At 46.8% G+C, this 24,147-nt stretch carries 21 protein-coding genes; 2 read left to right on the forward strand and 19 right to left on the reverse strand.

Annotation, left to right across the window (positions count from 1 at the left end; genetic code table 11):
• Positions 1–114: 114 nt before the first annotated feature.
• The 17 genes from ST37_RS04545 to ST37_RS04625 all read right to left on the reverse strand — a co-directional run bounded on the left by ST37_RS04545 (position 115) and on the right by ST37_RS04625 (position 17,251).
• Complete coding sequence (locus tag ST37_RS04545; RefSeq protein WP_084884171.1) at positions 115–909, reverse strand: DUF1338 domain-containing protein; 795 nt, start codon at positions 907–909, stop codon at positions 115–117.
• Positions 910–1,042: 133 nt separating this feature from the next.
• The gene (gene astD / locus ST37_RS04550) at positions 1,043–2,503 is read right to left on the reverse strand and encodes a succinylglutamate-semialdehyde dehydrogenase (RefSeq protein WP_084884173.1); all 1,461 of its coding nucleotides are present in this window, start codon (positions 2,501–2,503) and stop codon (positions 1,043–1,045) included.
• A gap of 12 nt (positions 2,504–2,515) precedes the next feature.
• Positions 2,516–3,535, reverse strand: coding sequence for an arginine N-succinyltransferase (astA, locus tag ST37_RS04555; RefSeq protein WP_084884174.1), 1,020 nt, complete (start codon positions 3,533–3,535; stop codon positions 2,516–2,518).
• A gap of 66 nt (positions 3,536–3,601) precedes the next feature.
• Positions 3,602–4,813, reverse strand: coding sequence for an aspartate aminotransferase family protein (locus ST37_RS04560; protein ID WP_084884176.1), 1,212 nt, complete (start codon positions 4,811–4,813; stop codon positions 3,602–3,604).
• Positions 4,814–5,158: 345 nt separating this feature from the next.
• Positions 5,159–5,737: an aminodeoxychorismate/anthranilate synthase component II gene (locus ST37_RS04565; protein WP_084884178.1), complete on the reverse strand. Its 579-nt coding sequence runs from the start codon at positions 5,735–5,737 to the stop codon at positions 5,159–5,161.
• A 282-nt stretch (positions 5,738–6,019) separates the two neighbouring features.
• Positions 6,020–7,036: a tryptophan--tRNA ligase gene (gene trpS / locus ST37_RS04570; RefSeq protein ID WP_084884180.1), complete on the reverse strand. Its 1,017-nt coding sequence runs from the start codon at positions 7,034–7,036 to the stop codon at positions 6,020–6,022.
• 138 nt (positions 7,037–7,174) lie between these two features.
• A complete protein-coding gene (locus ST37_RS04575; RefSeq protein ID WP_084884213.1) occupies positions 7,175–7,867 on the reverse strand; it encodes a phosphoglycolate phosphatase in 693 nt (230 codons plus the stop codon).
• 6 nt (positions 7,868–7,873) lie between these two features.
• A complete protein-coding gene (rpe, locus tag ST37_RS04580; protein WP_084884182.1) occupies positions 7,874–8,545 on the reverse strand; it encodes a ribulose-phosphate 3-epimerase in 672 nt (223 codons plus the stop codon).
• 26 nt (positions 8,546–8,571) lie between these two features.
• Positions 8,572–9,408 (reverse strand): Dam family site-specific DNA-(adenine-N6)-methyltransferase, encoded by an 837-nt coding sequence (locus ST37_RS04585; protein ID WP_084884184.1) that lies wholly within the window; start codon positions 9,406–9,408, stop codon positions 8,572–8,574.
• Positions 9,409–9,488: 80 nt separating this feature from the next.
• Positions 9,489–10,982: an AAA family ATPase gene (locus tag ST37_RS04590; protein WP_084884186.1), complete on the reverse strand. Its 1,494-nt coding sequence runs from the start codon at positions 10,980–10,982 to the stop codon at positions 9,489–9,491.
• 45 nt (positions 10,983–11,027) lie between these two features.
• Entirely contained in the window at positions 11,028–12,131 is a 1,104-nt protein-coding gene (gene aroB / locus ST37_RS04595) for a 3-dehydroquinate synthase (RefSeq protein ID WP_084884188.1), read from the reverse strand.
• A gap of 23 nt (positions 12,132–12,154) precedes the next feature.
• Positions 12,155–12,676 carry a shikimate kinase AroK gene (gene aroK, locus ST37_RS04600; RefSeq protein WP_084884190.1) on the reverse strand — a complete coding sequence of 174 codons (522 nt, stop codon included), beginning with the start codon at positions 12,674–12,676 and terminating at the stop codon, positions 12,155–12,157.
• A 250-nt stretch (positions 12,677–12,926) separates the two neighbouring features.
• A complete protein-coding gene (pilQ, locus tag ST37_RS04605) occupies positions 12,927–14,606 on the reverse strand; it encodes a type IV pilus secretin PilQ (RefSeq protein ID WP_242426224.1) in 1,680 nt (559 codons plus the stop codon).
• Positions 14,603–15,106: a hypothetical protein gene (locus ST37_RS04610; RefSeq protein ID WP_084884192.1), complete on the reverse strand. Its 504-nt coding sequence runs from the start codon at positions 15,104–15,106 to the stop codon at positions 14,603–14,605. Before ST37_RS04610 ends, pilQ begins: the two co-directional genes overlap by 4 nt.
• The gene (gene pilO / locus ST37_RS04615) at positions 15,099–15,698 is read right to left on the reverse strand and encodes a type 4a pilus biogenesis protein PilO (protein ID WP_084884193.1); all 600 of its coding nucleotides are present in this window, start codon (positions 15,696–15,698) and stop codon (positions 15,099–15,101) included. The genes ST37_RS04610 and pilO overlap by 8 nt, the downstream gene beginning before the upstream one ends.
• A complete protein-coding gene (locus tag ST37_RS04620) occupies positions 15,691–16,278 on the reverse strand; it encodes a PilN domain-containing protein (RefSeq protein ID WP_084884195.1) in 588 nt (195 codons plus the stop codon). The genes pilO and ST37_RS04620 overlap by 8 nt, the downstream gene beginning before the upstream one ends.
• Positions 16,265–17,251, reverse strand: coding sequence for a hypothetical protein (locus ST37_RS04625; RefSeq protein ID WP_084884197.1), 987 nt, complete (start codon positions 17,249–17,251; stop codon positions 16,265–16,267). The genes ST37_RS04620 and ST37_RS04625 overlap by 14 nt, the downstream gene beginning before the upstream one ends.
• A 135-nt stretch (positions 17,252–17,386) precedes the next feature.
• Here ST37_RS04625 and ST37_RS04630 point away from each other — a divergent pair, with 135 nt between their 5' ends.
• Positions 17,387–19,981, forward strand: a complete 2,595-nt coding sequence (locus ST37_RS04630; protein WP_084884199.1) for a PBP1A family penicillin-binding protein — start codon at positions 17,387–17,389, stop codon at positions 19,979–19,981.
• 98 nt (positions 19,982–20,079) lie between these two features.
• On the opposite strand, the gene oxyR is transcribed toward ST37_RS04630, so the two are convergent.
• The gene (oxyR, locus tag ST37_RS04635) at positions 20,080–20,967 is read right to left on the reverse strand and encodes a DNA-binding transcriptional regulator OxyR (RefSeq protein ID WP_084884217.1); all 888 of its coding nucleotides are present in this window, start codon (positions 20,965–20,967) and stop codon (positions 20,080–20,082) included.
• Between the two features lie 130 nt (positions 20,968–21,097).
• On the opposite strand from oxyR, the gene ST37_RS04640 reads away from it, so the two are divergent.
• Complete coding sequence (locus tag ST37_RS04640; RefSeq protein WP_084884201.1) at positions 21,098–21,829, forward strand: glutathione peroxidase; 732 nt, start codon at positions 21,098–21,100, stop codon at positions 21,827–21,829.
• A gap of 201 nt (positions 21,830–22,030) precedes the next feature.
• On the opposite strand, the gene argH is transcribed toward ST37_RS04640, so the two are convergent.
• A complete protein-coding gene (gene argH / locus ST37_RS04645; protein ID WP_084884202.1) occupies positions 22,031–23,905 on the reverse strand; it encodes an argininosuccinate lyase in 1,875 nt (624 codons plus the stop codon).
• Between the last annotated feature and the right edge of the window lie 242 nt (positions 23,906–24,147).

Below are 24,147 nucleotides of genomic sequence, written 5' to 3' on the forward strand. Positions count from 1 at the left end.
GCGAATTGAACGAAAGAGGCTAGCTCTTGCTAACCGTAACAATCAAAACTTTCCCAACCGTCACTACCATGAGCCTCCCGCTAACGCGTGAGTCGCACGGTATTGAATTACGAATTACTGATTGGTACTTTCAAATATCTTATCAGCCGATGCAGCCACAAAGCCTTGATAGAGTTCACCGTCCGCCATGGGATAACGTTTTGCAAACTCGTAAAAGCCACCCGGTACCTGCTCATTACTGTCTTTAAACGCGACATCGACTCGGTCTGCCATAGTCGACGATTGCTCCAACAATACATCGGGGCTGCCTTTCACCTCACCACCCGCTTCATTAATGACAAACCCAGCATCTCGCAGCGCTGCGTTCACTTCTACAACATCAGAATACGCATTTAACTGATTAACACTGACGGTAAAGTGATTAGCGCCATACCCATGAGCCGCCAACCAAGCCGCATACTCACTTTCCTTAGCCAATAATTGGTAATCTGCCGCACTGAGGTCCCACAGACGTCCGCCCCACAAAAAATCTGGTGTGTTCATGGCAGCAGTATCAACTTGCGCCACTAAGCGTGTCACAACCCTCTGAAGCGCCTCTGAACACTCCTCTACTTTGAGCTCACTAATAAAGACCTTAGGCTGAGAAGGATCAGGATGCTCAAAATGTTTTGCGACCAAATGCTTAGACTCGAATAGGTAGTCCCCTTTTGCTTGATAGCCGACATCCAAAAAAGGTTTGGCTAATTTTTCAAGGTTTACCGGCTCAAGATTAAAGGTGCGTAATGCTATATGGTCGTTAATCAATGCCTCACCTTCAATCAGCAGTTGATGAACTTTTTCGGCAGAAGGGCAAAGACGCGCGATATAGTCACGCCAGAGTGGATCAAACAAAGTCGAGGGTGAGGTCATCGTAGACTCCTTTTAGGACCCTTATAGTGTTGTTGTGGTCCATTGATGTAGGGAAAAGAGTATCTGTAAATTAGAGGTGACTGCTTTCAATGTCATGTTTTTAAAGAAGCAGCCACACAACCTGTGACTATTTTTATTTTAAGGTAATACCGGGTGCTAGAGTCTCTGGGAGCAGAGTATCCTGCCCTTCCATTGACGCCATTGGGTAGGCACAGTAATCCGCAGCGTAATACGCACTTGGACGCAAGTTACCTGACGCGCCTGGACCACCAAACGGTGCATCACCGCTCGCTCCAGTAAGCTGTCGATTGCGATTTACAATGCCCGCTCGAATGTGATCGACAAAATAATCCCACTCCGCATCTACCGTAGAGATGAGACCAGCAGACAGACCAAAACGAGTGTCGTTGGCTAAGATGACGGCTTGCTCTAAAGAGTCGTAACGCACCACTTGCAATAGCGGCCCAAAGTACTCTTCATCGGGTAAATCTTCGATTGCGGTAACATCAATGATGGCTGGTGATACAAAAGCTGCGCTCATGGCTTTCGCTTCTAAAAGACTGATTCCACCCAAACTCTGCAGATTGGTTTGCGCGTCCAATATGACTTGTACAGCTTGCTTAGAGATTTGTGGTCCCATAAAAGGTGCGGGTTCGGCAAAAGGCTGATCAATGCGGATTTGCGCTGTTGCACTCACAAGTTTATCCAGTAAAGCATCACCTTTATCACCAAGGGGTACGTACAGCCTTCTGGCGCACGTACAGCGCTGACCTGCACTAATAAACGCAGATTGAATGATGGTGTATACCGCGGCATCTAAGTCACCCATCGACTCAGAGATGACCAACGGGTTGTTGCCGCCCATTTCTAAGGCCAGCATTTTTCCAGGTTGACCGGCGAACTGCTGGTGCAAAAGGTGCCCTGTATTGGCACTGCCTGTAAACAGCAGCCCATCAATGCCTTTGGATTGAGCCAACGCAATGCCGGTTTCCTTGGCGCCCTGCACCAAGTTAATCACCCCTTTAGGTAAACCCGCTTCCTCCCAGAGTTTCATGGCCAACTCGCCCATCCAAGGGGTTTGTTCAGAAGGTTTAAATACCACGGTGTTCCCTGCTAAAAGTGCAGGAACAATGTGTCCGTTAGGCAAATGCCCAGGGAAGTTATACGGGCCAAATACCGCCATCACACCGAGAGGACGGTGACGCAATACAATTTGATTGCCTGCTGCTTCACGCTGTTTTTCACCGGTTCGTTCTTGATAGGCTCGAATTGATATAGCGATTTTTCCTGCCATCGCAGCCGCTTCAGTGCGCGTTTCCCAAATCGGCTTTCCGGTTTCTTTGGCAATCACTTCGGCAATCGTTTCGGCGTGCTCTTTCACCTTTTTCGCAAATGACAGCACCACTTGTTCGCGCTCACTAAAAGGACGTTTTTTCCATTCAATAAATGCGCTTCTCGCCGCACTCACTGCGAGTTCAACTTGCGGTGGGGTTGCGGTTAACCCTTCCCAAACTACCGAGTCATCATACGGGGCGAGCGAATGCATAGGCTCCCCAAGTCCAGCTTGCCACTCTCCAGCAATCCATTGTGTCATGTTTTCTCTCCGTTATTGAGCTAGCAGACGAATCATATCGCCTTGTTGCACTTGCAGTGCATCCGCCGCTTCAGGGGTGATGATGGCGCTACCACTGGCGGCGTCATAGGCCGCTTTGGTCGCAACGGCGCGGAAATTTTCAAATGAGCTATTACACATTAAGTAGTCTTGCGAGCTAACATGCTCAGCAACTTTCACTTTGGCGCGAAATGAATGACGCACCGACTCAATATTGCGTAGATCACACTCCACCGTAGGGCCGCCATCAAAAATGTCGACGTAGTCGCGACACGTGAATCCCTCACGCTCTAAAAGCTTAAGTGCTGGAATAGTGTTGTCATGAACCTTCCCAATCACCGCTTGCGCTTCAGGGCTGAGCAAGTTGATGTAAATCGGCAACTTTGGCATCAGGTCCGCAATGAACCCCTTTTTACCTATACCGGTTAAGTAATCAGCCAAGGTGAAGTCAATAGAGAAAAAGTGCTCTTGAAGCCACTGCCAAAATGGCGAGTTACCTTCATCGTCAGACACACCACGCATTTCGGCAAAGATCGTTTTAGAGAAACGGTGCGGGTGCTCCGCCATCATTAGAAATCGACACTTAGACATTAAACGGCCATTCAATCCTTTACGAAAATCTGGGCGTAAAAACAGCGTACAAATCTCACTGCATCCAGTGTAGTTATTGCCAAAGGTGAGTAGCTTTACAACGTTATTCACCCCAAGCTTTGGCGATGAGTGCACAACCTTGCTGATATGATACGAATAAAAAGGGACATCCCAACCGATGGCGCCTTCAATACCAGTGGTACCTGCGACCTCACCAGAGTCGGAATCGACTCCGACCATAAGATAGCCTTCATCGCTTGGTTCGGTGACTTCACCTTTTGCAAAACTGTATTCTGAATGGGTGATTCTATTGGTCAGTAACTCTTCGTTCACAGGCAGTGACGTAAAGCCATGACCCGATTCTACGGCGCACGTGTGCAGCGCATCGTAGTCGGACAGTGATATAGGACGGACGACAAGCATCTCTACTTCCTCCTTGATGTAAAAAGGGCTAACGAGTAGCCCTTAGTATTGCTGGGCGGCGCTAAATTAGACTAGTGTGGAGATAGCTTTGTCTAAACGAGCCAAGCCTTGATTAATTTCGTCTTCAGTGATCACTAATGACGGAGTAAAACGAACGACATTTGCACCGGCAATCAGGACCATTAGACCTTCTTTTCCAGCCGCAACGAGTACGTCACGAGCTCGGCCTTGCCACTGTTCATTCAGTGCAGCGCCAATTAGAAGCCCTTTGCCGCGAATTTCTTCAAACAGGCCGTATTTAGCATTAATAGCGTCCAGTCCTTGTCGAAATAGCGCTTCACGCTGCGTAACGCCCGCTAAAATTTCTGGCTGAGCAATCACATCAACCACAGCTTCAGCGACGGCACACGCCAATGGATTACCGCCGTATGTTGAGCCATGGGTGCCCACTTTCAGGTGCTGCGCTAACTCGGTTGTAGTTAACATTGCACCGATAGGAAAACCGCCACCTAGAGATTTAGCGGTGCTTAAAATATCAGGGGTTATGCCAAGGCCTTGATACGCATAGAATTCGCCAGTGCGACCGTTACCGGTTTGAACTTCATCAAATATCAGCAGGGCATTGTGCTTATCGCACAATTCACGAACCGCTTGGACAAATTCTGGAGTAGGACTGACGATGCCGCCTTCACCTTGCAGAGGCTCCATCATAATGGCGCAGGTTTTATCCGAGATATGAGCGGCCAGCGCATCGACATCGTTGTAAGGTAAGTGTGTCACATCACCAGGTTTAGGACCAAAGCCATCCGAGTACGCGGCTTGTCCACCAACGGTGACAGTGAAAAAAGTACGACCATGGAAGCCTTGTTTAAATGCGATGATTTCAGATTTTTCTTCGCCATGAACATCGGCGGCCCAACGACGGGCAAGTTTAAGCGCGGCTTCATTGGCTTCCGCCCCTGAGTTAGCAAAAAAGACTTTTTCAGCAAAACTGACTTCAGTCAGCTTCTTGGCTAAGCGTAATGCAGGCTCATTGGTCATCACATTACTGAGGTGCCACAATTTGTTGCCCTGTTCCGTCAATGCTTTCACCATCGCAGGATGGCAGTGGCCTAAACAGCTAACCGCGATACCACCAGCAAAGTCGATGTATTCTTTATCTTGCTGATCCCAAATGCGCGATCCTTCACCTCGAACCGGAATGATCTCCATTGGGTTATAACAAGGGACCATTACTTCATCAAACTGAGCTCGATTTACTTCGTGTTTTGCTGTCATCGCACATTCCTTCTTAACTCGACCGGACCGAATACGGACAGGTCTCTGCCTTCATCTTTGAAGGCGAAACATTATTCTGTCCGCGCATTGTATTTACAATTTATTAACCAATTCAATAGTAAAATCCATTTTTATCTATTCGAGGAAAGGACATCACTGAATTGCCAATGACTATTTATGCATCAGTTATTCACAATTATGAAGTGTTTTTTTGAAAAAAGTCACAAAAAACAGTTAAGCGTCGGTGAGGCCAGATTTTTGGTGATGACGATTGCAGAGGTTGTTGAATAAGTTTTCAAACCCTGAAAGGTTTTTCAGGGCTAAAATATTTTCTAAATTGTGAGATCACAAGCGCAGGAAGTTGGCCAATAACGCGTGACCTTGTTCTGTTTTTATCGACTCAGGGTGAAATTGAACGCCATGGATTGGCAAATGTTTATGGGCAAGCCCCATAATTTCATCGAACTCACCGTTTGATGTTTCTGTCCAAGCTGTCACCGTAAAGTCGCTGGGTAAGCTGCTTCTCTCGACAATCAGAGAGTGATAGCGGGTCACGGTCAATGGACGATTCAGTTTAGCAAAAAGCCCCGTACCATTATGTTGAATTGGTGACGTTTTTCCGTGAATAGGCTTGTTGGCACGTACTACTTTACCGCCAAACACTTGAGCGATAGATTGATGACCAAGGCAAACCCCCAATAGTGGAATCTTTCCTGCTACTTCACGGATAAGATCCAGTGATATCCCCGCTTGATCCGGCGTACATGGGCCCGGAGAAATCACAATATGAGTCGGGTTTAGTTCGATGGCTTGTTGAACAGTAATAGCGTCATTACGGATCACAACGGGTTCGACGCCCAACTCGCAGAAATACTGATATAAGTTGTAGGTGAACGAGTCGTAGTTATCAATAATGAGCAGCATGGTGATTATTAAGATGTTCTGTCAAACGCTATTAGAAGCCGAACTATACCGATGTTCAGCGGCATTGTCTCTAATTGAAATGTTCATCAGCTGCTAAAACCAATCAACTGATCATTGCTGCTTTTGAATGACCTAGATGGGTATTAGCGACCAAAGTGCCGCTCTATAATACCACCTTGCTCTGTATCGGTGACCAAAAGAGCGTTTAACTCAAGAACCAAGAAAAAAAGCCAGTTCATCACTGAACTGGCTCTCTAAAGCAACGTAAGTCTTTATTGGTTGCTAGATGCGCTCTACAAAGCCAACCGCTTTGTAAGCTTGCTTAAGAACGATAGAGGCGCGTTCTGATGCTTTATCGGCACCTTGCTTCATCACTTGATTGAGGAACGTGCGATCTTGACGAATACGTTGATACTCCGCCTGAACAGGTTCTAACATTGACACAAGCGCTTCACCAACATCATTTTTAAACGGTCCATACATTTCAACGCCAGCGTATTGAGCTTCAATTTCATCAAAGTTTTTACCTGTCGCCGCCGAGTACAGCCCCATCAAGTTAGCAATACCGGCTTTATTTTCCACATCGTAAGCAATACGTGGTGGAGTGTCGGTATCAGTTTGTGCTTTCTTCACTTTCTTGATGATTGATTTTGGATCTTCAAGCAAAGTAATGACGTTTTTACGATTGTCGTCAGACTTCGACATTTTCTTAGTCGCGTCTTGCAAGCTCATGACACGTGCATTGACCTTAGGAATATACGGCTCAGGGACTTCAAAAATAGGCGTCTCTTGACCATAAATGTTGTTAAAGCGCGTCGCAATATCTCGCGCCAACTCTAGGTGTTGCTTTTGGTCACTGCCAACAGGCACTTGGTGAGCGCCGTAGAGTAAGATGTCGGCTGCCATCAATACTGGGTAGTCATACAAGCCAACATTGACGTCGTTTGCGTAACGGGCAGACTTATCTTTAAACTGAGTCATACGATTCAGCTCACCCATTTGCGTGTAACAGTTAAGAAGCCATCCCAATTGCGCGTGCTCCGGTACATGCGACTGCACAAACAACGTGCTTTTCTTGGGATCGACGCCAACAGCCAGACAAATAGCCAATGCATCTAACGTTGCTTCGTAAAGCGCGGCTGCATCTTGGCGAACGGTCACTGCATGAAGGTCTACAACGCAGTAGTGACAATCGTAGTCGTCCTGCATTTGTTGCCATTGACGTAGAGCACCCAAGTAGTTACCAATACTTAGTTCACCGGAGGGTTGAACACCACTCAAAACAATGGGTTTGCTCATAGCAAAGCTTCCTTAATAGAAATTTGATTCGGATAAATAGTAGAAAACCGAGCCAATAGCTCGGTTTTGTCAGTGTACTCATTAGCGAGTATCTTGCCAAACATTTTAGTGACTGCAGAGCCAGCTATCTGCTCATAACTAGCTCTGAGTCAGCGCCAGACCTAACAGCTCTAGAACGTCACTCACATCATCGGCAACCACATCTGGAGACGCATTGGCAATTGGCTCTCCGTGGTTGTAACCATAAGTTAAACCAAACGAATGACAACCAGCATTTTTTGCGGCCAAAATATCGTTCTTAGAGTCACCCACCATCAACATCTGCGAGGGTTTAATGCTGTACTTTTCCATCAAATGGTTAAGTGCAATTGGGTTAGGCTTTTTCTGCTCAAACGCATCGCCGCCTAACACCTCAACAAAGTAGTCCTTAATATTGTGCTGCTCTAAGATCTCCGGCACAAACATCGATGGCTTATTGGTGACAATGGCAAGTGGGATGCCTGCATCATGTAAACGCGCTAACGTGTCGACCACATTAGGGTATAAGCGACTCAACTGGTGATGGGTCTCGGCGTAAAACTGGTCAAACAGACGACGAGCTTCGCGTTTAGTCTCGTCACTGAGCTCATCACTCACTGTCAGACTCTGGCTCAACGAACGACCAATTAACACATCAGCGCCATTGCCAACGTAGTCACGCACTTGATCTTCACTCACCGGCGCATAGCCTAAGGTCTGTGCGGCTTTGTCTGCCGCAATCGCAAGATCCGGAACACTGTCGAGCAAAGTGCCGTCTAAATCGAAAACAATAAATTGGATATCTGAAAACATCGGCAACTATTTCACCTTCGCAAGTTCAGTGCGCATTTCAGCAATCACTTCTTTGTAGTCTGGCTGGCTAAAGATAGCTGAGCCGGCAACAAACATATCCGCACCAGCTTCGGCAATTTCGCGAATATTATCCACTTTTACGCCACCATCAATCTCTAATCGAATATCACGACCAGATTGATTGATGCGCTCTTTAACGGCACGCAGTTTGTTGAGTGTTTCAGGAATAAACGACTGACCACCAAAGCCAGGGTTCACCGACATCAACAAGATCAGGTCAAGCTTATCCATAATATGGTCAAGACAGCTAAGCGGTGTTGCAGGGTTAAGCACTACACCTGCCTGACAACCATTTTCTTTAATCAACTGTAAAGTACGATCAACGTGCTCTGAGGCTTCAACATGGAAGGTGATCATGGTTGCACCGGCTTTGGCAAAATCAGGGATGATTCTGTCAACGGGCTTCACCATTAGATGCACATCAATCGGTGCTGTGATGCCGTAATCACGAAGTGCTTTACACACTGGCGCACCAAAGGTGAGATTTGGGACGTAATGATTGTCCATCACATCAAAGTGAACCACGTCGGCACCGTCCGCAAGGACTTTTTCTACATCTTCACCAAGGCGGGCAAAATCCGCAGACAAAATAGAAGGGGCAATTAAAAACTCTTTCATGGTCAGTTCCTATATGAGTGGCAACCTTACGGTGAGGTAGAAAGGTTACTGGACGCAAACAAGGCCAGCAACTCGTCAACTTTATTGCGACCACTACCATTTCGGCTAATGGTTCGCTTTACTTTTACGACATTAAGATCGGCGCCATGATATAAGCGGCGAGTTAGAGTCGTGTCATGATTAGATATCAGTACCGGAATATCACGCTTAAATGCCGTGCGCTCTGCAATATCCGCTAATGCGGCTTGATCATCTAAACTAAACCCATTCCCTGCATAAGAGGTGAAATTCGCGGTAGTCGACAGCGGTGCATAAGGTGGATCACAGTAAACCACACTGCCTTTGCGCGCACGCTTAAACGTCTCTGTATAGCTTTCGCAAACAAAGGTCGCCTTTTTGGCTTTTTCGGAAAAGAAAATCAGCTCATCTTCTGGGAAATATGGCTTTTTATACGAGCCAAAAGGCACGTTAAAACCGCCCTTTTTATTGTATCGGCACAACCCATTGAACCCAAAACGGTTCATATACAAGAACGCAAGCGAGCGGAAAAAAGGATCGGTGGATTGGTTAAACTGCACACGCATATCGAGATAAAAGGCTTTATCGTTGCAGTGCGGTTCAAACAGACGCTTGGCTTCAGAGATATACTGCTCAGGATCGTTTTTGAGCAAGTTGTACAGATTAATCAGATCGGGATTAATATCTGCAAGCAGGTAATGCTCATAATCGGTATTCAAAAATACAGAACCTGCCCCAACAAACGGTTCAATCAGTTTGCGAGCTGGAGGTAGATGCTTCTGGATATCGTCGACCAAGCCGTACTTACCGCCGGCCCACTTTAAAAAAGCGCGCTGTTTTTTCATGTGTTGTTTCTATTACCTATTAAGAACACGTGCCCTGCAGAGCGCGGAATGTAGCATATTTTAACGCCTAATTCTCACTGTTATTTTTCTGCGTCTATCTCTTTATGGACTTGCAACATTGATTTTGCCCAAGGGCCGACAGCTTGCACCTCTACAGGCAACTCAGAGACCGAGTCTCTCGCAGCCTGAATGGTTTGGAAGTCTTTATAGGTAATCATGAAATACTGCTTCTCACCACGAACCGTTGGATAGATTCTCACCTGTCCATCCAACTCATGCTCATTGATAAACTCTTGAACATCTTCCAGAGAACTCATTGCGCCCAGCTGTAACGTATAGTGGTTCTTGGGAACCGCTTTGAGCTCATCTCTGGCGTAAGAAAAAGTGATCACGACACTCGGCGCTTGCTGTTCTTGCTGCTGCTCTTTTTCGACCGTCTCTACAACGGGCTCAGGTTGCGTTTCAGGATCAGGGATCACTGCCACTTTATTAGTGTCAGTAGCTTGCTCTGTGGCATCTGCGATAGCGTCATCAATAACCGTAGTATCTGGGTTAGGCTGCTCTTCTATCAACGCATCTACTACGGTGTCAGGCACAATCACTCGTGTTCGGTCATCAAGATTCTCGTCTACCGTCACGGTCACATCCGACATCGGTGGTGGCAACAGAGTGTTGTCTTCCACCACATCAAAACCAGCGTCACTTGTGTTACGGTTTAATGAATCATCATAATCATCTAGCGTTGAGCTGCCTCTCTCCATGTTGCGAGCCTCTTCATCGAGCGCCAACGCATACTCTTCTGGTGTCGACTGATGAGTTAACCAGTAGTATCCCCCAAACAGCAAGATAATAATTAGTGCAATAATAGCGGCAATATTGATCGGTGATGCGATGATTGAACGAATGATCACCTGCTTTTTCTTTTTACTGTCCATAAGGGCCATCAACGCTCCTGGTCTGGGTTGCGTGTTCCACGACGCTCTCTGCGCCGCTTTTAGAATATCTTCATCGAGAATGGTTTTGTAGACCAAAAATTCGAGAAAGCGCTCTTTTTCAGGCTCAGAGAGCGCATCAATTTCCATCTCTAAAGGCGTGAAGTTTGACGTGCTGGTTAGCTCCGATACCACGTTAGGTAAAGTGTGAATTTTTGTAAATAATACTACGTTTATCATCCACTTAGCCTCGATATTGGCTTGAGAGACTAACGTGTTTAGTTCATAGATAATGTTTCGAGAAAGAAACTCTGCATTGTCCACAACAATGACGATGTCACACTTTTCTTCTTCGAGTTGTGATGAAAATGCGTCTAGAAGTGGGCGGGAAGGGTCAAAGCGAATTTGTCGAAAAAGCTGACTAAGAATGATTGAGCGCTGCTCTGCATCCGTTTGAGAGTTATGACAAAGCAGAAGAGATTGGTTTTTTTCAGCCGCCCACACCTCTAAATAGCGCTGAGCAAGCCAAGTCTTACCTGAGCCTTCAACACCGATCATAGAGACAAAGTTGGATCCAAAACGTGTCACCAACCGCAAACGATCCAACAACTGCGTCTGTGACTCTAACTCTAAGGTATTCATGATTGACTGCACCTAAACGCAGTCAATCAAGACGCACGCAAAGGCTTACTTTTTTCCTACTTCTATGGCTTGTTTAATAACCGACTCAGGAGTGGTAGAGGTAACCTGCGCACTTCCTATAGAAGTGGGTAGAATCAACCGCAGTTGCCCAGCCAAAACCTTTTTGTCGCGCATCATATGACGCATAAAATCGTCAAATGACATAGAGGAAGGAGTGTGCACTGGCAAGCCTGCCTTTAGCAAAAGTTGCTCAATGCGATCAACATCTTGTGTCGAAATCATTGACTGCAATTTTGCCGCTTGAGCAGCCATCATAGTCCCTGCAGATACCGCCTCTCCATGTAACCATTTACCATACCCTAATTCCGCTTCAATCGCATGACCAAAAGTATGACCAAGGTTCAATAACGCACGAACCCCTGACTCTTTTTCGTCTTCTGCAACGACATCGGCTTTAATTTGACAGCAGCGGGCAATGGCGTAAGTCAATGTTGCAGGATCTTTCGCCATCAGCGCATCAATATTAGCTTCCAAATAATCGAAAAAATCGCTATCAGCAATAATGCCGTATTTGATCACTTCCGCCATACCGGCAGAAAACTCTCGCGGTGGAAGTGTATTTAAGCATTCGATATCAATAACGACGGACTTAGGTTGGTAAAACGCGCCAATCATGTTTTTACCCAGAGGGTGATTAACTGCGGTTTTTCCGCCTACCGAAGAATCAACTTGCGACAATAGCGTAGTTGGGATCTGTACGAAATCAACACCGCGATGGTAACTTGCTGCGCAAAAACCGACCAAGTCACCAATAACCCCGCCACCAAGTGCCACTAAAAGTACGTCACGACTCAGGCTGCGCTCCAGCAAAAAACTGAGTACTTGTTCAAAGGTAGTAAGAGACTTGTATTGTTCGCCGTCAGCCAGCTCCAGCAGATGTACTGTTGCACCAAGTGATTGATATTGCGTAACAACTTTATCGGCATACAGGGGGGCTACGGTGACATTACTGATCACCACAACGTGCTGATGCGCTGTGACAGGCGTTTTAGAAAAGGCAGATGAAAATAAAGCCGAATCGTTAAACAATCCGGCTCCTATAGAGATAGGATAACTGCGCTCACCTAAATCAACTTTGATTTCTTCCATGGTTTGCACTCCTCCTATCGCAATTATCTTTCTTCGAGCATCTTAATGATTTGGTTGGCGACTACTTTAGCACTTTGATCGTCTGTTTTTACAGTGTAATCAGCGATCTCTTCGTAAAGTGGGTTACGTTCCCCAGCCAGTTTTTCGAGCACACTACGAGGAGCTTCCTCGGTTTGTAGAAGTGGGCGCTTCTTGTCACGGTTAGTACGTGCAAGTTGCTTTTCGATGGTGGTTTCAAGATAGACCACAACACCTCGAGCGGAAAGACGGTTACGATTCTCTTTGCTAATGATTGAGCCGCCGCCTGTTGCCAGTACGATACCTTGCTCTTCAGTGAGATCATTGATCACACCTTCTTCACGCTTACGGAATCCGTCTTCACCCTCTACGTCAAATACCCATGCGATATCTGCGCCAGTACGCTCTTCGATCTCAGTATCTGAATCGATAAACTCCATATGAAGTTGTTGCGCTAGGTGTCGTCCAATTGTGCTTTTGCCAGCCCCCATAGGGCCAACAAGGAAAATATTTCGTTTTTCAGCCATGTTCAGCAGTAATTTACAACGTTAAATCAATGACATCGCTACAATGAAATTATAATTCAAAGCGGTTTAACACGCTCATTGCAGCACCTATTCCTCACAGTCTAGTTGTGAAAAGACCCGAAATTATCCAGTCTAGATAGTCCGAATGCAAATTTATTTTGGACTTTTTTTCTGCCACACCGTGCTATCTGGCACTTTTCTTTCGCAAACCCTTGTTTTAGATAACTATTAATTGAAGTAATTTCTATAGTTAATCTTCAATGACAGTGGGGGTTACAAAGATTAACAATTCACTTTTGGCCTTCTTGTCGGAGGTACGCCGAAATAGCCCTCCTAAAACAGGTATATCCCCAAAAGCAGGGACTTTATCGACATTGCTTAAGTGACTTTGTTGATAGATCCCACCGAGTACCACGGTCTCCCCATTATTGACTAACACTTGAGTACCAATGCGCTGGGTATTGATTGCAACGGCTTCTCCAAACCCCGTTTTTACCACTTCACCAGGGCGGTCCTGAGTAACATTAAGATCCAACACCAGTCGGTTGTCTGGCGTAATTTGGGGGATCACTTCTAAACTCAATACCGCTTTTCGAAACGAAACCGACGTCGCACCACTGGACGCCGCCTCTAGATAAGGGATTTCGGTACCTTGCTCAATGTAAGCGGCCTTCTTATTGGTGGTTATAATTTTGGGGCTAGAGATGATTTCAGCTTTGGCCTCTGCTTGCAATGCAGACAGTTCTAGATCCAGCAGTAAGTCTGAGCCCAACTTAGCCACTTGGAAAGCGATACTCGACGCATTGGGGTTCACCAACCCCAAATTCACGTTGAGAAAATCGTCGATGTCTAAGTTATCGTCTCCATACATCCCAGCCTGCCATAAGTTTCCCTCTATGCTACCTGAAACCGTTCGCTTACCACTGCTTCCCATTACCCCCCATCGCACCCCCAACTCATCCAAGTCGCCTTCATCCACCGTCACAATTCGAGCTTCAATTTGGACTTGCTTTACCGGCACATCCAACTGCGCAATCAATTCGGTGAGCACAGAGAGGTTACTGGCGATGTCGCGAACCAGTAGCGTGTTAGTGCGCTCGTCAACACTAACAGCGCCGCGCTGGGAAAGCATATTGATGCCACTGTCATTCACCAACATAGAAGCAATATCATTGGCTTTCGCGTAATGCAGTTTAACCAACTTGGTCGTCAACGGACCACTAAGTTGGGCTTGTTCTGATTGTTGTAGGCGATGTTGATGAGAGGCCATCATTTCGCTCAATGGGGCGATCAACATAACATTTCCGTCAATGCGTTTTTCCAGCTGTTTCACTTGCAGAATCGTCGATAGCGCTTGCTGCCAAGGAACGTCTTGAAGATTGATTGACAGCTCTCCCTGCACACTGTCCGACATCACTAGGTTAATGCGATTGTGCTGCGCTAATATTTGTAATGCTTGTCGTAATGGCACCGCTTGAAAGTTAAGTGTCACAGCAGAGTCATTTTGCTTTAACGCTGCAGACTCTCGCCTAGTCAAAGTGACTATTAATACGTTGCCTTGTATCACATGGCTAACGCTTACAGGCTCGGTCACAATCAGGCGATAAAGAACATTATCACCCTGTTGTGTCGAGTTGATTGAGGCGACCAATCCGTCCGGTGGAAGTATCGATATAGGGCGAGTTCCGCCGTTCACTGTGCTTCGAAGAAGGACATGAACTTCGCTACTTCGATCAAACAACTGCGCGTCAATCGCACTGTTCTCCAGCGTCAACTCTAGAACCGTTTGTTGTTTGCTTTCTGGAAACAGTTGCTGATGAATAAGACGGTTTATAGGTTCGGCGTGTGACGTGCCCACAAGCAACGCTTGCAACACTATCATCACCAAACACAAACTTAGCTGTCGATTCGAATTAAGCGACACGATCATGGCTGAGTCCTGGTTCGCAAAGAGTAACCTATTGACCTTGTAATGCAGTCCCCTTTCCAGACATTGCGCGTTAAGAGCACCGTACCCTTAGCAATAGAAGAAACCCTAACACCTTCTGAGGCAACCTGCTCTCCTTCCTTTACCCATTGATAGCGGTGAGCATCCCACTTCATGACCGCACTCCAAGAGCCGTGTTTGTGTAAGGTAGCAACAAGCTCATAGCCCTTTGTAAGAGCTTGCCATTGCTGAGCTTGAGCATCACAAGAAGCGCTCTGCACTGTGGTGACTGCCTCTTGGTGATGGTCACTGTTGTCCGCTGTAGGCGCAGTGTGATTTGGCAACCTAAATGGCGACAGCAACCCGAGCGGTTCTGTGATCATTTGGCTCTCCTCAATCGCACTGGCATACAGTTTTGATGTATTCAAAATCGCTGCAATAACAACTGTTGCTGCCCAACGCGGCGGTACAGTACCTAATTCGAGCCCGACGTAACTAACCATCACTGCGTCCTATTATCGAGCTTTCCCTCGTTAATTGATAAGTGCTCAGCAACATATCAATGTGTAGCTGTTCACTATCATGTGACTCTCTGTCGATAAGAACTTTCTTTACTTCAATAACAAGTGGAGCATTCGCAAGGTACTCACTGAACGCCAGCAACTGTTGATAGTTTCCATGCAGTTGAATACGAAGTGGATTTTCAATGTAATGCTCAATGGCTTGCGCAGTCAGCCATTCAACTTTTTGTACACGAACGTCAGTAATGGTCGCCGCTTGATTGATTAGAGCAACAACCGACGCAAGCTGATCCGGACGAACAAAAAATTGCAGCGCCTTGGCTGTAGAGCCTTTTAGCTCGTTTAGCTCACTCACCATCGGCTGCAGGCTTTCAAGCGCTGACCTTTGAATTGACTCATTGTGAGTTAACGTTTGTTGATACGCAGTTTGCGCTGATAAACGTTGCTGCATCGGTCGTATCCAAGATAGGTACACTAAGGCGTACATAATGACGCTGACAATGCAGCACAAGATAATCACTTTTCGCAGCGGCCAATAAACTACCGTGGCGAGGTCAATTCTAGATTCAATCACGGTGGAGGCTCATTGACGAACGAGTAGACAACGTCGGTACAGATTCAAAATGAATCTGAAAGCGATTTCCAGTCAATCCGAGCCAACGAACATTGTGGGTAACATTGTCCAAACGAACTGACGAAACCTGGGAGGAAGTGGTCATTCGAGAGAGTAGCGCCGTCAGTCCCTGCGAGCTCAACGCAATACCTTGCCCACTCACATTGGGAAAGTGGTAGTCCAATCGCTGCAAATAAACGTCATTCACGATCCAATGAGGCAGCGCGTGCATAAATTGCGTCCACCATAAACGTCGCTCAATGAGCTTGGCCGTATAGCGCTCAAACGTCGTCAGTTGTTGCCACTCTTGCTCTAGTTCTTTAAGCCCTTCTTGCTGAGATTGCAGAGCCGCTAGTCGACTGTCTAGCACATCAATATGTGACTGCACGGCTTCGAGCCTGTGCTTTAACTCTCTATTTTGCCACAGCGCAACTGCCAGAACCGCACTCGCTGTGCAAAGCGCTACTAAGACCCAACGCACCAAAGCTTGCCTACGCGCCGCTTCGCGCCAATCAACGAGATTAACTTCAACCCAGCGCATGATGTGTTTTCCATGCAATGGCGCACAAGGCAACCCCTGTTGCGAGTAACATCAAGCGCTCGCCTGTTAACGGTGCAATCGCCAACTCAACATCCGAATCATCGATATGGGTGGGCAACGGCTGTATTTCTAGGTGATCATTTTCCAAACGTTCTAAAAGATGGATCTCTGAATCAAAATCACAGCTTAGCCACACTCCCTGATTGTCGAGTTTGGAATTGGCCTCAATAGAAAGCTCCATTTGCAACAGAACTTTACTTAATGACGACACCACATGATCTCGCTCGAATTGATACGGTGAATGCTCTCCAGAAAGTTGCAATTGAGAGTGCTGCCAGTAACGACAAAGTGACTCGTCGCTGGCTACCGCGCTCCATTGCGATTGGCCCAAATGCAAACTCAACCACGGCAGTGAGCTTTGCTGATTAGCCCAGTGATTCGTCGCCATTAATGCGTGAGTATGAGGAGCAAAAAACAGCGCGATAAACCCTGCTCGTTGAAGCTGATTGATCAGAGTTGATTGAATTCGTTTTTTTAGTGTCAACACCCGAACAGACTGCATCATCGTAGAGAAGCTCTCCAGACCACGCGGTGTTGTTTCAGCTCGCTCCGAGTAAAAGTCCATCGCGACATCGTGAACATTAATCGTAGCTTCAGACAGTTGATGACATAAGTTTTCGTACTTTTCTTGCTCCGTCATTCCGGTCGCCACTTGCAGGTTTTTTTGCATCACCCAGTAATCAGGCAACACTAGGGCTACGTGCTTTAGTTTGTTCGGGATTTGCTTACGTAACTTTTTAAACTGAGCAAGCAGTGGTGCAAGCTTTACTGGCTCCTCGAATAAAGGGATACGTTGCCCATACTCTTGTCGATATCGCCCGACAACTTGCCACCGTTTACGTCTGCATTCCAATACAACCGCTGACAATTGATGCTCATCAAACTCTAGACCTATCAGTGCATTGCCGACCATAACGCATCCTTTTGTTAACTCTTGGTAAAAAATAAAGATTAACCACTCAAAAGCGGTTAAAATGCGCCCTTAAGAACGACTATTTATATACTCGATTTGGAATCGAGTTGTAGCCAAACAATCAAGGATTACTCGGTGAAGTTCATAAAGATCACAGCGCTGCTTGCACTGTTTTGCATCGCTCTTGGGATAGGGACCACAGTTGGCCTCTATTTTTATCTCAAGCCACAGTTTCCAGATGTTGCCGTATTAAAAGATGTGCAGCTTCAAACGCCTATGCAGGTTTACAGTAAAGAAGGCAAACTGATTGCACAGTTTGGTGAGAAGCGACGTATTCCGCTAAAACTCGATCAAATGCCTCAAGAATTGATTGACGCGGTTATTGCCACCGAAGATAGTCGCTTCTACGACCACTTTGGCTTTGACCCGATCGGTATGACTCGGGCAGCCATTGTTGTCGCGACCTCCGGCAGTCTAAAAGAAGGTGCGAGTACCATTACACAGCAGGTGGCAAGAAACTTCTTCTTGACTAATGACAAGCGTATCATGCGGAAAATTAAAGAGATTTTTATCGCAGTACACATCGAACAACTGCTGACAAAAGAAGAAATCCTTGAGCTTTACCTCAACAAAATCTACTTAGGGCATCGCTCCTACGGCGTAGGTGCTGCAGCTCAAGTCTACTTTGGACGTGAACTGACCGACCTAAGTTTGGGTGAGCTTGCGCTAATTGCTGGCCTTCCTAAAGCCCCATCGACCATGAACCCAATTTATTCGACCGACCGTGCCACCACTCGACGAAATGTCGTTTTGGCGCGTATGTTGTCAGAAAATAAAATATCGCAAGCCGAACATGACGCCGCTCGAGAAGAAAAGTTTAATGGCAAGTCTTATGGCGCGGAAATTGAAGCCCGTGCACCTTACGTGGCCGAAATAGCACGTGCATGGATGGTCGATAAATACGGAGAAGAATCCGCCTACACCTCTGGAATGCGCGTATTCACAACTATCGATGCCAAGCAGCAAGCTGCTGCAACTGACGCAGCTATCAATAACCTAATGGCATACGACCTTCGTCACGGTTATCGTGGTGCTGAGCGCGAACTGTGGAGTAGCGACCAACCTTCTTTCTCTGAGGCTGAAATAGTCAAAGCATTGCGTACGCAACCAAGCTATGGCCAATTGCGACCCGCTGCCATTATTGAAGTGCAAGAAAAAGCGCTTAAAGTCTATGTGAAGGACCAAGGTATCCACACCTTAGAATGGGATGACATTAAGTGGGCTCGTCGTTTCTTAACCGACACTCGTCAAGGCCCAGCTCCTAAGGTCGCTGCCGACATCGCTGCTGCGGGCGAGCAAATCTGGGTTTACCCAAAACAGACTGAACAACAACTGGTCGAAATAGAAGAAGGGGTATTTGAAGAGCAACAAGTGGTTACCGCTTGGAAGCTTAGCCAAGTCCCAGCCGCCAATACCGCTTTTGTGGCGATGAACCCAGAAAATGGACAAATACTGTCGCTCGTGGGTGGCTTTAACTTTGTGCACAACAAATTTAATCGTGCTACGCAATCGGTTCGACAAGTCGGTTCTAGCATCAAGCCTTTCATTTACTCTGCTGCACTGGATTCGGGACTGACACTGGCCTCATTAATTAACGACACACCCATTAACCAGTGGGATCAAAGTGCCGGCACCGCTTGGCGACCAAAAAACTCGCCACCGACCTACTTAGGTCCAACGCGATTGCGCATTGGTTTAGCCCAATCTAAAAACGTCATGGCCGTTCGCACGCTGCGTCATGTTGGACTGGACGAGACACGTGAATATTTAACGCGATTTGGCTTTGAGCTGGATAAATTGCCACGCTCTGAAACCATTGCTTTGGGTGCTGGTAGCTTAACGCCATTGCAAATGGCCCAAGGTTACTCTGTCTTTGCCAATGGCGGCTATTACGTCGAACCCTATATCATTGATCGTGTAGAAACCCCGTTTGGTGATATCGAGTTCCAAGCAGCACCGGTTGAAATCTGTCGCAAGGATTGCACGCCACTGCTTACTGAGTCAGAAGGTGGCGAAGAGTTTAATGAACAGGACGTCCACGAATTTGTTGGCCACGAAGAAACCGTATATGCGCCGCAAGTCATCACCGAGCAAACGGCATTTTTAGTGCGTGAAATGCTGTACAGCAATGTTTGGGGTGGCGGAAACTGGGCGAGAAACACAGGCTGGAATGGTACCGGCTTTAGAGCGCAGGCACTGAAACGACGTGATGTTGGTGGTAAAACCGGCACCACCAACAGTTCAAAAGATGCCTGGTACAGTGGCTACGGCCCAGGTGTGGTGGCGGTATCATGGGTTGGTTTTGATGCGCACAATCGCGATCTTGGCCGCACCGCAGTGAATAAGAACTTCGACGCTAATGAACAAATCAGCGGCGGAGAAGCAGGCGCGAAAACGGCGCAACCAGCTTGGATTGACTACATGAAAGTTGCGCTCGCTGACGTACCGGAAAAACGTTCAAAAGTGCCAAACGATATTGTACGTGCTCGTATCGACCGTGAAACAGGACTTCTAACGCACAAAACCGATGAGACTTCTCGAATGGAATACTTTTTGAGAGGTACAGAGCCAACGGAGTCAATCTCTAAAGATCGTGACACATTCTCTGATGACCTATTCATCGGTGGGAATGATGACGAAGAGACTGAAGACGACGGCTCTCTGTTCTAGGTTTACTGAACCAAACCGACGCTCAAAATAAATGATCGCCCTCCATGATGGAGGGCTTTTTCTATCTTCGTATTTGGCTCAAAGACTCTAGTCGCGGACTAAAACGAAATTAACGAAGCAATGGAGTCGGCCAACTGCTCAAACTTGGCTTTAAAGGGCGAACCCGGGCGGTAAGCCAATACAATGCTTCTCGACGGCACTGGTGCATCCGCTTTTAGATAGCACACTCCATCTTTAATACGCTGCTCAGGTACAGCAAGTTGAGGCAACAAGGTGATCCCTCCACCTGCCGCCACCATATTTCGCAGCGTTTCTAAACTGGTGGCTTTAAAGCTTTGATCGTCTTCAGCGCCAGCGGCAAAGCAATACCCTAGCGCTTGGTCGCGCAGACAATGTCCATCGCCCAGCGATAATACGATCTTGCCATTAAGCTCTTGCATCTCAATTTCTGTGCGTTCGCTCCATGGGTGCGTATCCGGTACTGCAAGCATCATCGGCTCGTCGAATAGCTGAATTTCTCTAAATATTTGCGTCTCTTCTACCTGTGCTAAAACCACACAATCGAGCTTTCCTTGCTGCAATTGTTCGACCAACACATGAGTCTGCGCCTCGTGCAGAAACAGCTCCAGCTGTGGAAACTGAGCCTTGAGCCCAGGTACGATTTTAGGCAGTAGATAAGGGCCCACTGTTGGAATAAATCCAATTTGGATAGGGCCTTCCATTGCATCGCCCTGGCTGCTTGCCATCTCTTTAAATCGACGAACTTCCCCAAGTATGGTTCGCGCTTGAGCGACCAACTGTTCACCGACATCGGTAAACAACACTTTGCGGCTACTGCGCTCTAATAAGCTACTACCAAGCTCCTCTTCCAGCTTTTTAATTTGTCCACTCAGCGTAGGCTGGCTTACAAAACACGCCTCTGCAGCCTTACGAAAATGTTGATGCTCCGACAAAGCCACAAGGTACTCTAAATCTCTTAAATTCACGCCATCAATTCCATAGTCAATATCTATCAAAACCATAGCACCAAACAATTGTACCTATCAACATAATTGAGCGATACTGTCCCTATCAAAGCTCATACGCTTATTTAAAACTCTTATAAAGGAACGCATCATGTTTAGCTCAAAAGAAGGTAAGGCTGTACCGCAAGTGACTTTCCCAACTCGCCAAGGCGATCAATGGGTCAACATCACCACTGATGAGCTGTTCAAAGACAAAACGGTGGTCCTATTCAGTCTTCCCGGGGCGTTTACCCCTACCTGCTCATCCACTCACCTGCCTCGCTACAATGAGTTGCATTCTGTGTTTAAAGAGCACGGCGTTGACGACATTGTATGTGTATCTGTGAACGACACCTTTGTGATGAACGCATGGAAAGACGATCAAGAAGCTGACAACATCACCTTTATTCCTGATGGAAACGGCGAGTTCACCGACGGTATGGGGCTGTTAGTGGATAAGAACGATCTTGGTTTTGGAAAGCGCTCGTGGCGCTACAGCATGCTGGTAAAAAATGGCGTAGTAGAGAAGATGTTTATCGAACCTAACGAGCCAGGCGACCCGTTCAAAGTCTCTGATGCAGACACTATGCTCGAGTACATTGCCCCAGAACATAAAGTACAAGACGCAATCACCGTATTCAGTAAGCCGGGCTGCCCATTTTGCATGAAGGCTAAGCAAGCACTCATCGACAATAACCTTCAATACGAAGAGATAGTGTTAGGTAAGGATGCAACCAGCATTACCCTTCGCGCTGTAACAGGTCGAGAGACTGTGCCTCAGGTCTTTATTGGTGGCAAGCACATTGGTGGCAGCGAAGAGTTGGATGTCTACTTAGGCGCTTAAAAAGCGATAACACCTCAGCCAAAAAAAGAAAAGCCCCGTACCAAGTCGGTACGGGGCTTCTTAGATTCATCTAAGAAAAAGCAGTGGTATTAATTAAGACACTGCTTCTACGATTAGGTTCAAAAATTAGTTCATAAAAACGTCATTTTTTAATTTTTTCAGCGAATATAATCAGTTACAGCAATAATTAATTGTTCACTTTTAAGCAACGCTCATTTTAGCGATTAGCTGCTCATCCAGATTCACTTCCAAAGCCACTTCATCACACGCGTGTTGACGAGGGCACTGTTCACAATCTTTAAGCACTTTCTCTGGTAATAAAGTTTTAGACGTTGGAATAAAGCTCTGCTTCATAAAGAACTCAGGGCTGCGTGTTAACACAAACACCTTCTTAATCGCCATCTGCTTAGCTTTGTCCACTAGGTGCGACACAATTGCGCTGCCTTGCCCTTGCCCTTGCCAGCCCGCTTCTACACCCAATGAGCGTATCTCTGCAAGACCTGAGTCATAGACATACAACGAAGCGCAACCAGTGACTTCGCCGCCTTGTTCTGCCACCGCAAATGAACCAATATCTCTCACCAACTCATTGCGTGTTCTTGGCAAGTTCTCCCCCAGACCAGCCCAGTAAGTCACCATGCCTTCCAATGCATCGATATCGGTAAGACGGGCCGCTCGCACTTTCACTCCGGCATTGTCACGCTGTTCGATACGAATCTCGGCTTGCTCAACCGCAAACGCAACTTGTTTCGGCGATACCCCGCCCAACGCACTGCGTTTTTCTAAGCAAGAGTCGATGGTTAAAATGTCATAAACGTCGGACTCGATGACTTCGGAGAACTGCTTGAGCTCTTCAAGCGAGAGCTCTTCGAGAGCACAGCCTTTATCGATTGCCGTCACCACCGCAACACCAACAATATGGTGCGCCTCTCTAAATGGAATATCCTTAGCAACGAGATAGTCGGCCAACTCTGTCGAGTTCGCGTAACCTTGTTTTGCCGCCTCCAATGTACGCTCACCGTTCACTTTAATGCCTTCAAAGCACAATGCTGCCATTTCCATGCAGTCATTCCACGTATCCAGTGCATCAAATAGGCCTTCTTTGTCTTCTTGCATATCTTTGTTATAAGCAAGCGGCAGCGCTTTGACGGTCATCATCATTGCAGCGAGAGCGCCATACACACGACCCGTTTTACCACGGATCAATTCAAGTGCGTCTGGGTTTTTCTTCTGCGGCATCAGCGAAGAGCCAGAGGTAACCGTATCAGCGAGCTCAATAAAGTTGGATTCGCCCGAGTTGTAAAAGATCATATCTTCAGCAAGGCGCGACAGGTGCAACATTGACAGCGAGGCAATCGACATTAGCTCCATCACATGATCGCGGTCGGAAACCGAATCTAAACTGTTGCGTGTCGCTCTATGAAAACCCAAGTTATGGGCCAGTTTTTCCCTGTCCATTGGGTAGGCGGTACCTGCTAGTGCACCCGAACCGAGTGGGCATGTGTCTAAACGTTGGATAGCATCACTCAATCTTGAGTAATCTCTCTCTAACATTTCTACATAGGCTAAACACCAGTGAGCAAACGTCACAGGTTGTGCACGTTGCAAGTGAGTATAACCAGGTAAGACTGTGCCTTGGTGTGCTTTAGCGACTTCAACTAACTTCGCTTGCAGTCTATCCAACCCAAGCAACAACTGATTGCCTTGCTGGCGACACCATAGCTTAAGGTCAGTGGCGACTTGGTCGTTACGCGAACGGCCGGTGTGGAGTTTCTTGCCTAAGTCTCCCACTTTGTGGATAAGTTGCTGCTCAACCCACGAGTGAATGTCTTCGGCATCAGAGCGTAAGATCTGCTCGGGATCTTCCATTACCTCAAGTTTTAGCTCGTTTAGCGCAAGCTCTAGTCTCTGCTGCTCCTCTTCAGAAAGCACATTGACCGACAACAACGCTTTCGACCATGCAATAGAGCCAACGATGTCTTGCTCGGCCAATCGGTAGTCAAAACGAAGTGAATCGTTAAAGTCTTTAAACCGTGTATCTGCCGCTTGGGTAAATCTTCCGCCCCACAATGCCATAGTCGCTCTCCTAAAAATGCTCAGTCTTTCTAAACTGCTGTGTCTTGGGCTGTTTTAGCCAAAATTCACACGCTGAGGTTTATGCTGCTAAGGTACGGCAAAACAGAATAAAAATAAAGACCAAAATGCAAATAAATTAATAGTTATTCACAAATAGTGCATTTAAATTTAATTAGCGTAATAGCAAAAACTCGTAAGGCAACAAAAGAAAAGGCCTGTACGATTTCGTACAGGCCTTAAAG

Origin of the sequence: Vibrio sp. qd031 (assembly GCF_002100145.1) — a bacterium.
In the GTDB taxonomy this organism is placed as follows: domain Bacteria; phylum Pseudomonadota; class Gammaproteobacteria; order Enterobacterales; family Vibrionaceae; genus Vibrio.

Coding starts and splice junctions, on each gene's coding strand:
- ST37_RS04545 (WP_084884171.1), bottom strand. CDS start 909: ATGACCTCACCCTCGACTTTGTTTGATCCACTCTGGCGTGACTATATC.
- astD (WP_084884173.1), bottom strand. CDS start 2,503: ATGACACAATGGATTGCTGGAGAGTGGCAAGCTGGACTTGGGGAGCCT.
- astA (WP_084884174.1), bottom strand. CDS start 3,535: ATGCTTGTCGTCCGTCCTATATCACTGTCCGACTACGATGCGCTGCAC.
- ST37_RS04560 (WP_084884176.1), bottom strand. CDS start 4,813: ATGACAGCAAAACACGAAGTAAATCGAGCTCAGTTTGATGAAGTAATG.
- ST37_RS04565 (WP_084884178.1), bottom strand. CDS start 5,737: ATGCTGCTCATTATTGATAACTACGACTCGTTCACCTACAACTTATAT.
- trpS (WP_084884180.1), bottom strand. CDS start 7,036: ATGAGCAAACCCATTGTTTTGAGTGGTGTTCAACCCTCCGGTGAACTA.
- ST37_RS04575 (WP_084884213.1), bottom strand. CDS start 7,867: ATGTTTTCAGATATCCAATTTATTGTTTTCGATTTAGACGGCACTTTG.
- rpe (WP_084884182.1), bottom strand. CDS start 8,545: ATGAAAGAGTTTTTAATTGCCCCTTCTATTTTGTCTGCGGATTTTGCC.
- ST37_RS04585 (WP_084884184.1), bottom strand. CDS start 9,408: ATGAAAAAACAGCGCGCTTTTTTAAAGTGGGCCGGCGGTAAGTACGGC.
- ST37_RS04590 (WP_084884186.1), bottom strand. CDS start 10,982: ATGAATACCTTAGAGTTAGAGTCACAGACGCAGTTGTTGGATCGTTTG.
- aroB (WP_084884188.1), bottom strand. CDS start 12,131: ATGGAAGAAATCAAAGTTGATTTAGGTGAGCGCAGTTATCCTATCTCT.
- aroK (WP_084884190.1), bottom strand. CDS start 12,676: ATGGCTGAAAAACGAAATATTTTCCTTGTTGGCCCTATGGGGGCTGGC.
- pilQ (WP_242426224.1), bottom strand. CDS start 14,606: ATGATCGTGTCGCTTAATTCGAATCGACAGCTAAGTTTGTGTTTGGTG.
- ST37_RS04610 (WP_084884192.1), bottom strand. CDS start 15,106: ATGGTTAGTTACGTCGGGCTCGAATTAGGTACTGTACCGCCGCGTTGG.
- ST37_RS04620 (WP_084884195.1), bottom strand. CDS start 16,278: ATGCGCTGGGTTGAAGTTAATCTCGTTGATTGGCGCGAAGCGGCGCGT.
- ST37_RS04625 (WP_084884197.1), bottom strand. CDS start 17,251: ATGGTCGGCAATGCACTGATAGGTCTAGAGTTTGATGAGCATCAATTG.
- ST37_RS04640 (WP_084884201.1), top strand. CDS start 21,098: ATGTTTAGCTCAAAAGAAGGTAAGGCTGTACCGCAAGTGACTTTCCCA.
- argH (WP_084884202.1), bottom strand. CDS start 23,905: ATGGCATTGTGGGGCGGAAGATTTACCCAAGCGGCAGATACACGGTTT.